Raw genomic sequence first — 11,650 nt, forward strand, 5'->3', positions numbered from 1 at the left:
TCCTTTGAATACATCTCATTAACGAATCTCTAAAATTTTTACTTCGTACGGCTCTTCCACATTTTCAATTTCGACGGTGCTGCCCACCTTATGATCCAGCAGCGCTACCGCCAAAGGAGCAACATTGGATAACTTACCATTCAGTGGATCGGCCTCAACCGAACCAACAATCGTATATTCTTCCTCTTCATTGCTTGAAAGATCCAGGATTCTTACAGTTGATCCAAGACTCACTGTCTTAGTCGATTTTGTCAATTTTGTTTCATCGATCAGCTCTACGTTAGAAAGCATGATTTCCAGTTCACGGATACGTGCTTCAACCCGTGCCTGATGATCACGAGCAGCATCGTAGTCAGCGTTCTCACTCAAGTCACCCTGAGCACGAGCCTCCTGCAGTTCTTTAATTACTTCATTGCGTACGACATGGATCAAATGATCCTGCTCTTTAAGAAGTTCATCATAACCCTGCTGGGTTACTAATATTTTTTTCTGAGTCATTTTTTCACTCCTATCGGTCGATATTATACCACGTTTCGGTGGATTATACTACTAATTTTTGTCAGCAGCAGATCGATCGCAACCGAATTCTGACCGCCTTCCGGTATAATTACATCAGCATAGCGCTTGCTTGGTTCAACGAACTGATTGTGCATATCACGGACCCTAGTCGTATATTGTGTTACCACCGAATCAAGCGTTCTGCCGCGATCATTAACATCCCGTAATAATCGACGGATAAAGCGGATATCCGCATCTGTGTCCACAAAAACTTTAATATCACATAGATCGCGCAATTCTTCATTCTCCAGCACAAACAGTCCTTCGATTACGATAACATCACTGGAATCAATATGCTCCACATGATCGCTGCGCGTATGATGTACAAAATCATAGGTAGGCTTCTCAACACTTCCACCACTGGTCAGTGTTTTCAAATGTTCCACCAATAATTCATTATCAAAAGCAAATGGATGATCATAATTGGTTTTGATTCGTTCTTCCATCGTTTTCTGATGCTGATCCTTATAATAGTCGTCCTGTCGAATGATTACAACCGATTGTGTATTTTCAAATGCTTCCTTGAGTTGTCTGGATATAGAGGTCTTACCGGAAGCACTGCCTCCGGCAATCCCAATAATAATTGAACTGTTCATGATTTACATCCCCAAATTATATTTTTCAATATTCGCCTGATGCTCTTCATATGTTTTCGCAAAATGCATGTCGCCATTTCCATAAACGTCCGCTACAAAATACAGATAATCCGATGCTGTTGGATTCAAAGTTGCCTGAATAGCATTCTCACCGGGGTTGAGAATGGGACCGATCGGAAGTCCCTTATGGATATTGGTATTGTATGGTGAATCCAGATCATAATTGATTTCACAAGACTTCCAGTCTGTCAGCTGATCATACAGCGCATAACAAACAGTCACACTAGACCCCAGCGTCATATCCTTTTTTAAACGATTGTAGAATACACCAGCTACCAGCTTCATATCCGCTTTGGTTCTTGCCTCATATTGTACGATACTAGCCATGGTAATCAAATCATGCATGCTCTTTCCGCTGGCTTTGATTTCTTTCTTATATTTCTGATATATGACATCAAAATGATCTAAGAAAGTCTTTGTGATTTCTTCTGGGGTAGCAGATTTGTTAAAAGCATATGTTTCCGGAAAAAGATAGCCTTCCAGTTTTATCTTTGTCTGCGGATTCAAAATGCTGTCATCCAGAAATTCATATTTTTGAATCATCTTTTTTAAGTATGTATCATCATTCCAAAGCGCCGTCAGAGCATTCGCATCAATCCCCATCTTCGTATGAATTTGCGCCGCAATATCTTTTGCCCAAATACCCTCTTTGAAGGTAATCACAACCTGATCCTGTTTAGCTTTTTTGGAATCATTCAGCGTTTTTAAAATCTTTTCCGTATCCCAAGATCGGTTCAAATCAAAAAAACCTGCTTTCATATCTCCCAAACCGTGCATTTTCATATACAATTTTGTGACCGTTGTGTTCTTGATGAGCTTTTGTTCTTTTAAATTTGCAATGATCTGATCAGAGGTCTGTCCTTCACTGATTTCAAACAGAACTGTTTTATCACTTGAAGAAACCGCCTGCAAATTAACATTGTAAAAGCCGGCACAGCCGATCAGGATAAGGATTACAGCCAGTAGTGCCGCCAGCGCGATTTGATACGCTTTTTTCAATTCCTTGAACTTATTCAGCAGCTTCTTCATCTTCACTGAACGCTCCAATTACTTCTTCAATCATGGTCCACTCTTCGTCGGTCTCAACCGGCAGCAGACTGCCTTCATCGTCGTAGCGGGACGCATATACTTCCTCATCATCCAGCTTAGGGTCCGTAAATACTACATACTTACGATTATTCGCTTCATCCTCAAAGGTAAATAAAATCTGCATTTCAATTTCGTTTCCATCTTCGTCTTTTACAAATAATGTGTTTGTTTCCAACATATTTCTTTCCTCCATATAAAACAAAGGGCTGTGCGCCCTTTAGTTTCTACTGTCCAGATAACTCTGCAAGATCTGTACTGCAGCCATTTGATCAATAACCTGTTTGCGCTTCTTTCGCGATACATCGGCCTGAAGCAGGATCCGATTAGCTGCTACTGTGGTCAGACGCTCATCCCACAATACAACATCCAACCCCAATGTTTCCAGCTTCGCCTTAAATGCTATGGATATTTCACCGCGAATGCCGACATCACCGTTCATATGCTTTGGCAAGCCAAGCACCACCGTTTTAATTGCAAATTCATCAATTAATGGCTTTACTTTTTCAAATGCAGCATCATAGTCATCACTGGGAAAGCGCAGTGTTTCCACCGGACGGGCAATCAGCCCCATCACATCGCTCACGCTCACGCCAAGCGTTACGCTTCCCAAATCCAGGCCTAGAATACGCATCTATTTCTCTTCGAGGTATGCTCTCACAAGCTCCTCGATTATTTCGTAACGTTCTACGCTCTGAATGATTGAGCGAGCATTATTATGACTGGAAATGTAAGCAGGATCATTTGAAATTAAATAACCTGCCAGCTGATTTACAGAATTATAACCGCGCTCATCTAATGCTTCCTTGACAATGCGAAGAACGTGCTTGATGTTATCACGGCGCAGCTCATCAGACTTAAATGACATCGTTTCAGTAATATCTTTCATGCTATTACCTCCTTTTCGTCTTATTACTTCTTATTTTAACGTAAAAGATACGAAATTTAAAGTACTAAGCCTAGTTTATTTTTCACAATTTCCATCGCTTCATCAAGTTTTGAAGCATCTTTACCGCCGGCCTGTGCCAAATCCGGACGACCGCCGCCGTTTCCTTTGCACACCATTGCGGCTTCCTTTACCAAGTTACCGCAGTGAATACCGTTCTTAATTGCTCGCTCACCAGCACTGGCCGCAAATACAACCTTATTTTGATCGGCCATAGCCAGAAATACAACTGCATTATCCGCCTTCTGCTTCAAGGAGGCAGCCATATCTTTTAAATTCACACCCTCTTCTTTCGGCATGACTTTAACGAGCATACGGCAGCCGTTTACTTCCACCATTTCCGCGGCGATTGCTTTTGCTTCTGCTTCCATGATTTTATTACGCAACTGAGCGTTATCTTTCTTTAACTGTGTTGTTTCTGCCAGCAGCTGAGCTACCTTCTCATCTGCTTTCGCAAAACCATTCATTTTTAACATACCGGCTATTTTCTTTAACAGCTCTTCATCCTGATGAAAATCTTCATAAGCGCTGAAGCCGGTCTTTGCGGTAATGCGGCGAATGCCGGAACCGATGCTTTCTTCCGCGATGATTTTGCATAAGCCGATTTCCTGTGTATTGTTTACATGACAACCGCCGCAAAATTCTTTGGATACATCACCCATGGTTACCACACGGACAACCTCGCCGTATTTCTCATCAAAGAGTGCTGTCGCTCCACTCTTTTTCGCTTCCTCAATCGCCATCATTTCCTTGACAACCGGATAATGAGCCTCAATATACGTATTAACAATTTTCTCAATCTGCACCAATTGAGCATCATTTACCTTTTCAAAATGCGTGAAATCGAAACGCAGATATTCATCGGAAACAAAGGAACCAGCCTGCTGTATATGACTACCGACAACCTGTTTCAGGGCGCTTTGCAGCAAATGAGTACAAGAATGGTTTGCCGTAATCCGTTCACGCCGCTGCTTATCTACCTGCATGCTCAAAGTATCGTGCTCTTTCAAACTGCCGCTGCTCAGTACTACATGATGCAAATGCTGTTTATGCGGTGCTTTTTTCACGTCTTTCACATGGAGTAAGGTCTGCTTATTTTCCATCGTGCCGCTGTCCGCAATCTGTCCGCCGCTTTCTGCATAGAATACTGTCTGATTCAGGATGATGTCGCCTTCATCGTGAAGTTCCGCAACTCTGGCGCCATCCTTGAACAGGGCAATGACCTCAGCAGTTCCTTGAAGATTATCATATCCGACAAAAACGCTTTCTTCAGTAAAATCCATCAAATCTTTGGATTGAGACGCCATGGATTGAACTTCTTCACGGGCTGCTTTCGCCAGCTGGCGCTGTTTCTCCATCTCATGATCGAATCCTTCTTTATCTACGGTATAACCGGCCTCTTCAGCAATTTCAATCGTCAGCTCAAATGGAAAGCCATATGTATCATACAATTTAAAAGCTGTTTTGCCATCAATCTCAGTTCCCGGCAGCTGCTCCATAACCTCATTCAAAAGCTTTTCACCATCCGCAAGCGTGGCGTGGAAACGTTCTTCCTCTGCTTTTACCAGTTTCTGAATATAATCAATTTTCGCTTTGATATATGGATAATAGTCTTTCATAATATCATAAACTACCGGTACCAGCTGATACATGAAAGAACCGCTGATTTCCAGCTTGCGGCCAAATCGAACCGCGCGGCGAAGCACTCGGCGAAGGACGTATCCGCGGCCCTCATTGGCAAACAGTGCACCATCTGCCAAAGCAAATGTAACGGTACGAATGTGATCGGCAATAACTCGATAAGCCATTTTATATTCATCGGCATACGGATGAACTGATAATTTTTCAGTTGCCCGAATAATCGGAAGGAACAAGTCCGTATCAAAGTTGGTTTCTCCTTCCTGAACGATTGCGGTCAAACGCTCCAGCCCCATACCGGTATCGATGTTCTTCTGCGGCAATTCTTTATACAGCTTGCGATCAACACCTTCTTTACCATCATATTGTGAAAAAACAACATTCCATACTTCAATATAACGATCATTTTCCAGTTCTTCAAAAAACAATTTTTCCCCCAGACCTTCGGGATCGTATGCTTCACCGCGGTCAAAGAAAATTTCTGTATCGGGACCGCATGGTCCCTCTCCAATCTGCCAGAAATTGTCAGCCGTGCGCAAAATATGTGTTGGATCAACATGCATTTCTTCCGTCCAAATGCGATATGCTTCCGTATCATCTATATATACGGTCACATACAGCTTATCCTTAGGAAAACCGATATATTCTTCACTGGTTAAAAACTCCCAGGCGAAACGAATTGCTTCGGGCTTGAAGTAATCACCGATGGAGAAGTTGCCGAGCATTTCAAAAAATGTGTGATGCCGAGCCGTTTTACCGACGTTCTCAATATCATTGGTGCGGATTGATTTCTGCGCATTGGCGATTCTTGGAGAAGCGGGTTTCATAGAGCCATCAAAATACTTTTTCAAAGCTGCTACTCCCGCATTGATCCACAGCAAAGTGGGATCGTTATGCGGAATCAAAGATGCGCCTGGTTCAATCATGTGTCCCTGTTTTTTGAAATAATCCAAAAATAACTGTCGAATTTCGTTACCGGTCAAGTTTTTCATATAAATTTCCTCCTGAAATAAAAAAACGTCCCTGCATCCAGGAACGTAAAAATACGCGGTACCATCCTAGTTCATGAATTTCTCATGCCCTCATAAGCCTATATTTCGCAGGCCCTGCGCGCAGCTCCAAACCAGCCTCCCTGATAACCTCTGTAAGCTTTCACCAACCGCTTTTTCTCTTGGCAGAGTACTCTCAGATATTATGTTCTTCATCGCTACATATCGTGGCAATTATAGCATAACCATCCTTCTTAAAGCAATGTTATTGTTCAATTTTTTTCATTACCTCATCAAAATCATACCAGATATCCTCCCACTCTCCGATTTCATCTGATGTCTGGGCATGCAAATAGGAGCGAAAGATAATCTGGGCGATTGCCGCAAAGATCGGAGAAAGAATTACCCCGATGATGCCCAGCAGTGCTTCACTGACAAACAAAGAAATAAACGTGAGGATCGGGCGAACATCCATTGTCTTATTGAAAATCAACGGCTGAATGATGTTAGATTCCAGCTGTTGTATTAACCACACGATGAACAGCGGAAGAATCGGTATTGTGGAAAAACTCAGCGCAGAAACAATCCCGATGATGATCAGACCGATCGTTGCACCAATATATGGCCATAAATTGAATAATGCCAGAATGACGGCATACAACAAAGCATTGGGAAAATCTGCAATATACAAGACGATCCCTACGGTAACTACGATAAATAGAAGATCAATCACAGTACCAATCAGATACTGATAGATAATGGTGCTCATGGTTTTATAAAAATTGGTAAAACGATGATAATTGGGAATAAGCTTATGACATGTATAAATCCAAAATTCCAAATCCAACGAAATAAAAAAACCTGTCATATAACCGATCGCCAGCCGTGTCATGGTTCCCATACCGGAAACCAGTGAATTCCAGATAACATCGATTCCTTCGTTCATAACTGTCTCTTTCATTGCCGTGAAGCGATCCAAGGGTATATGAAGCTTTAATAACAGAGCCTCAATTTGATTCAGCCAGTCAGGCACCATTTTGGAAAGATCGGCAATCTGTTTGTATAGAATCGGAACAATAAAGACTAGCAGCAGCACGATCACAATTAAAACGATTCCATATACGATCGTTACTGACAGCTTACGCGAGAAACGCTTCTGAAAGCGATCGATGACCGGCTGAAAAAAGAATGCGATCAATATGCCGAGCAGGATCGGTATTAACGCCTCATACAAGGTGATAATACGTTCATATACACCAATTTGCTTAAGCAGCAGGACTAGAAAAAAGAGCGATAGAATCGGAAATAATGCCTGACGGGCAAACTTTGCCCATTTTACAAAATGGTCCTTCATATAGAAAAACCCCATATGGGGTTAATGGATGTCCAAATAATCACAAAGACCGTCTTCCATCGAATGCATTTTCTTCATCATTTTCCGACGGCATTTTTTCGTTTTGCGGCAGACATCATCCAGTTCATCTTCGCGGGTGTAGCCGATATACATGCCGGCTGCCAGTCCAGCGGTTAGAATTAACAGTTCTTTCTTCATATTGCTCACTCCTTATCGCTTTTAGTATGTGAGCAGCCTGAATAATTATTCGCAGAGTTCCCATAAACGCTTAACCAGTGTCGTCTGCCTTCCACTGCGGTCTTCACGGCTGATGGCCTGTTGGAAAACCGCTTTGGAACCGAGCATCACCAGTGATCGTTTTGCACGCGTAATGCCCGTATAAAGCAATCGCTTCTGTAACATAAAACCATAATCCTTCAGTACCGGCATAATGACGATCGGATATTCACTTCCCTGTGATTTATGAATGGAAATACAGTAAGCGTGTGTGATATTAGATATTTGATCAGGTCCGTAGCTCACTAATACACCGTCAAAATCAACTGTAATCATGACCTGATGATTCATTGTTTCATGGGGACTGGCAATTTCAATAATCTTGCCGATATCACCGTTATAAACATCATCATCCGGTTGGTTCTTCAACTGCAGCACCTTATCACCTTCGCGAAGAATGCGAAAGCCGCTTTTATATTCCCGCTTATCGGGATCATAGGGATTGCACATTTTCTGCAAGGCGTGATTTAAGGCATCAATACCTGCAATCCCGCCATACATAGGCGCCAGAACCTGCACATCCGTGTCAGCGTATCCTTTCATAAATGCATTTTGCACAACCTTTAATATCTGATCCTTCATATCATAATGATCGCAATGAAAAAAGGCAATATCAGATGCATGATCCAATACCTCACAGCACCCCTCGCGAACCTCATGTGCCAGCGTTACAACATCACTGCCCTCACTCTGCCGAAAGATTTTATCCAATCGTACTAAAGAAAACAGATTAGAACCGATTAAATCCTTTAATACACAGCCGGGGCCAACACTTGGAAGTTGATCCTCATCTCCGATCAGTACAATCTGTGAAATCTGCTTGGAGGCTTTCAGAAGATGATAGAAGAGCCATTGATCAACCATTGAAAACTCATCAATGATGAGTAAATCAGCAGTCAGTGGATTTTGGTCATTGACTTCAAAAGTATTGGATTCCAAATTCCATTTTAAAAGACGATGAATCGTTGTTGCATCTGCCTCTCCCAGCTCACTAAGCCGTTTAGCAGCCCGACCGGTAGGTGCACATACAGCGATTTCCGATCCTGGATAAAACTTTTTATATAATGACAGGATGCCCCGTACAATCGTTGTCTTACCAGTACCCGGTCCACCGGTCAAAATCATGAATGGAGAAGTGAAAAAGGTGCGCATTGCTTCTTTCTGCTTTGCTTCATAAGCAATGGCAAAATCCTGTTCCATGACCTTGACTTCATCATCAAAATATGATGGCAGCTCCAGCTTTTCTTCCCGATATGGAAACCCGCTTAAAAATGTCGCAATTCCTTTCTCCGCATCGTATTGATCATGATGATAAATGCGTTCGTCCTCCACCATGACCTGACGGCTGGAGATAAGGGCTTGCAGCACAGCTTCCAGATCGAACACACTCCCCAATTTTCGCTGTAAACTCTTTGATAACGCAGGATATGTCGTATAACTGTTACCAGTTGACATGGTAAGCTCCTGTATTGCAGATAAGACCATCGCACGAAGACGAAACGGATGGTCATAATCAAAATCCAGCGCTCTTCCCAGCTTGTCTGCCGTGACAAAGCCGATTCCGTCGATATCCTCGACCAATTGATAGGGATTTTCTTTAACGATCATGATGGCCTCTTCCCCATAAGCCGCCTCAATTTTCATGATATTGCGTATGGATATTCCACGCTGAGAAAAAAACGTGATTGAATCATCCAGCTGCTCATTTTCCATGACTCCCTGCACAATACTTTTCTTCTTCCGCTCGTTCATACCGATGACAGTATTCAAAATATCAGGATCCTTTTTGATGTTTTCTATACAATCACTGCCCAATGCTAATACGATCATCTCCGCGCTTTTTTTACCAATGCCCGGAAACTGCGCGCTTGAGAAGTACCGAATTAACGACTCTTCATCATTTGGCTTTGACATTTCAATATGTGCAATCTGAAATTGCATGCCATAGCGGGGATGCTCTTCATAAACACCGCTGATCTCGTACATTACATCATCCTGCAGCTTCGGCAGAACACCAGTACCGATTATTTCCTTTTCATCTACATTGTACAGGCGAAATTTGGCAACTGTATAACCGTTGGTATCATTGCGGAAAATCGTCACTATGTGTTTTGCTTTCAGCATTGTTGATTCCGCCATGAACTCACTCTCCTATAAGACAAACAGCATAGCTATGCTGTTATATACGAAATGAAGCAGGATTGCCCCATAAATACTTTCCGATTGTTCATATGCACGGCACATGAAGAAGCCAACCAGACCATAGATCAAAATGAACCACAGATCATTAAAGTCACCGGTAAAGATCGATGTATAACAATGAAGGAGCCCAAACACCAATCCCGATATAAGTGCGCACGGTAAGAACCCCCATCGTGAACGAAGTGTACGAAATACCACGCCGCGGCAGATGCATTCTTCAACAATTGGAGCGAACAACAGTGCAACTCCTACGGTAAGCAAACGCTGTTCATCCATTGACTGCGTAATCGACGTTTGATTATTGCTTGTACTCTGCTGAGTAACTAATGTAAGCAAAATACTCATACCAATGTAGATCACATAGAGCAGGATCATATTACGCGTGACAATTCGAAAAATCTGCATTGGATTTTTCGGCATATTTGCCCAAGACTCTTTCAAGAGCGGCCAAATTAAAATAATGGTTACTATAAGAACATATGCATACGTAATCAATTGAATCGGTGTGCCGACAGTGACCGCATGGGGATCCAGCATCAATGTAATTCTTGCCATAATATAAGGATAAATTAACGTATACCCTATAAAATAATGCAGCAGCAATAAACTGATACGGGTTTTTGACAACGGTGTTTTACTCCATTTTGTTATCTGCCCGTTCGCTGATACGTTTGGATAAAGAAACCTCGTGAATAAAGACATCATCAATCACGCCCCCTCCCATACAAATCTCATTCTCGTAAAAAACCGCTTCCTGACCGCAGGTAATGGATGATATCGGATCATCAAAAACAACCATGGCTGTATCATCACTCATCATCGTAACCGTGACAAAATGATCCTTTTGGCGGTACCGAAATTTAGCTGAACAATGCATAGTAGGGTTAGGATAAAGCGATCCAATCCAATTTATATGTGAGACTAAACAGCTGTCTGAATACAGCCAGTCATTTTCATCACCATTGCATACATACAGAATATTTTTTTCAACATCTTTACCTGCCACAAACCAAGGCCCAAGATTTCCGCCGATTCCAAGTCCTTTTCGCTGACCGATAGTATAATACATCACACCAATATGCTCACCAACTGTTTTTAAGGTGCAGATATCAACGATTGGACCATTCTTGGAGGGAAGATAATTCTGGAGAAATTCCCGAAAATTACGTTCGCCAATAAAACAGATACCGGTCGAATCCTTTTTTTCCGCAACCGGCAGCTTTTGTTCTTTTGCAATACTGCGAACCGCCTGTTTTTCTAAATTGCCAATGGGAAACAATGTCCGGCGCAGAGCAGTTTGAGACAACTGACATAAAAAATAGGTTTGATCTTTATTATCATCCGCACCCCTCAGCATAATGCTCTCGGTTTCATTGTGCTGTACTTGTGCATAATGACCGGTCGCAATACGATCAAAACCCAACTCATCTGCAAATTTTAAAAATGCATCAAATTTAATGTATTTATTACATAGAATGTCCGGGTTGGGTGTTCTTCCCTTTTTGTATTCTTCAAGAAACTCGGAGAAAACATAATCCCAGTATTCTTTGATAAAATCAATGCGCAGCAGCTTTAAACCAAGCGCATCAGCAACAGCCTTCGCATCCTGATAGTCCTTCTCCTGCGGACACACATCATTTTGAATGGTTGGATTTCCTTTGATGTCATTATTGGCCAAAGCATCCCAATTTCGCATAAAAGCGCAGGTTACATGATAACCCTGCTCTTTCAGTATATAAGCCGCAACGGCGGAGTCTACACCTCCGGATAAACCAAGCAAAACACGTTCTTTCATATATATCACCTTATCATTCATTATACAAGAACCGAAGCAGGAAAGGAATAAAAAAAGACTCTCAACAAAGAGAAGAGAGTCGATCACCTGGCAATGAGCTATCTTCACACGGGGCAGGCCCGGTTATTGTCGCCGCTGGAGTGCTTAACT

12 protein-coding genes are annotated in these 11,650 nt (G+C 42.3%); all 12 read right to left on the reverse strand.

All coding sequences use genetic code 11. The annotated features are described in order from the left end of the window. Positions 1 to 18: 18 nt before the first annotated feature. The 12 genes from greA to mnmA all read right to left on the reverse strand — a co-directional run bounded on the left by greA (position 19) and on the right by mnmA (position 11,500). Complete coding sequence (gene greA, locus GSF08_RS08370) at positions 19 to 498, reverse strand: transcription elongation factor GreA (RefSeq protein WP_160625355.1); 480 nt, start codon at positions 496 to 498, stop codon at positions 19 to 21. Positions 499 to 521: 23 nt separating this feature from the next. Then, positions 522 to 1,154, reverse strand: coding sequence for a uridine kinase (gene udk, locus GSF08_RS08375; protein ID WP_160625356.1), 633 nt, complete (start codon positions 1,152 to 1,154; stop codon positions 522 to 524). Between the two features lie 3 nt (positions 1,155 to 1,157). Next, complete coding sequence (gene mltG, locus GSF08_RS08380) at positions 1,158 to 2,243, reverse strand: endolytic transglycosylase MltG (protein WP_160625357.1); 1,086 nt, start codon at positions 2,241 to 2,243, stop codon at positions 1,158 to 1,160. After that, positions 2,224 to 2,481: a DUF1292 domain-containing protein gene (locus GSF08_RS08385; protein WP_160625358.1), complete on the reverse strand. Its 258-nt coding sequence runs from the start codon at positions 2,479 to 2,481 to the stop codon at positions 2,224 to 2,226. Before GSF08_RS08385 ends, mltG begins: the two co-directional genes overlap by 20 nt. Before the next feature lie 39 nt (positions 2,482 to 2,520). After that, the gene (ruvX, locus tag GSF08_RS08390) at positions 2,521 to 2,934 is read right to left on the reverse strand and encodes a Holliday junction resolvase RuvX (RefSeq protein ID WP_160625359.1); all 414 of its coding nucleotides are present in this window, start codon (positions 2,932 to 2,934) and stop codon (positions 2,521 to 2,523) included. Next, on the reverse strand, positions 2,935 to 3,189 hold the full coding sequence (locus tag GSF08_RS08395; RefSeq protein WP_160625360.1) for an IreB family regulatory phosphoprotein: 255 nt from the start codon (positions 3,187 to 3,189) through the stop codon (positions 2,935 to 2,937). A gap of 56 nt (positions 3,190 to 3,245) precedes the next feature. Continuing rightward, positions 3,246 to 5,876, reverse strand: coding sequence for an alanine--tRNA ligase (gene alaS / locus GSF08_RS08400; protein ID WP_160625361.1), 2,631 nt, complete (start codon positions 5,874 to 5,876; stop codon positions 3,246 to 3,248). 262 nt (positions 5,877 to 6,138) lie between these two features. Further along, complete coding sequence (locus tag GSF08_RS08405) at positions 6,139 to 7,227, reverse strand: AI-2E family transporter (RefSeq protein WP_160625362.1); 1,089 nt, start codon at positions 7,225 to 7,227, stop codon at positions 6,139 to 6,141. Positions 7,228 to 7,248: 21 nt separating this feature from the next. Then, positions 7,249 to 7,425, reverse strand: a complete 177-nt coding sequence (locus GSF08_RS08410) for a hypothetical protein (RefSeq protein WP_160625363.1) — start codon at positions 7,423 to 7,425, stop codon at positions 7,249 to 7,251. Positions 7,426 to 7,470: 45 nt separating this feature from the next. After that, on the reverse strand, positions 7,471 to 9,642 hold the full coding sequence (gene recD2 / locus GSF08_RS08415; protein ID WP_160625364.1) for an SF1B family DNA helicase RecD2: 2,172 nt from the start codon (positions 9,640 to 9,642) through the stop codon (positions 7,471 to 7,473). Positions 9,643 to 9,654: 12 nt separating this feature from the next. Then, entirely contained in the window at positions 9,655 to 10,410 is a 756-nt protein-coding gene (locus tag GSF08_RS08420; protein ID WP_160625365.1) for a CPBP family intramembrane glutamic endopeptidase, read from the reverse strand. Beyond that, the gene (gene mnmA, locus GSF08_RS08425; protein ID WP_160625366.1) at positions 10,340 to 11,500 is read right to left on the reverse strand and encodes a tRNA 2-thiouridine(34) synthase MnmA; all 1,161 of its coding nucleotides are present in this window, start codon (positions 11,498 to 11,500) and stop codon (positions 10,340 to 10,342) included. The genes GSF08_RS08420 and mnmA overlap by 71 nt, the downstream gene beginning before the upstream one ends. Between the last annotated feature and the right edge of the window lie 150 nt (positions 11,501 to 11,650).

It is taken from the genome of Copranaerobaculum intestinale (assembly GCF_009831105.1).
Lineage (GTDB): Bacteria > Bacillota_I > Bacilli_A > Erysipelotrichales > Erysipelotrichaceae > Copranaerobaculum > Copranaerobaculum intestinale.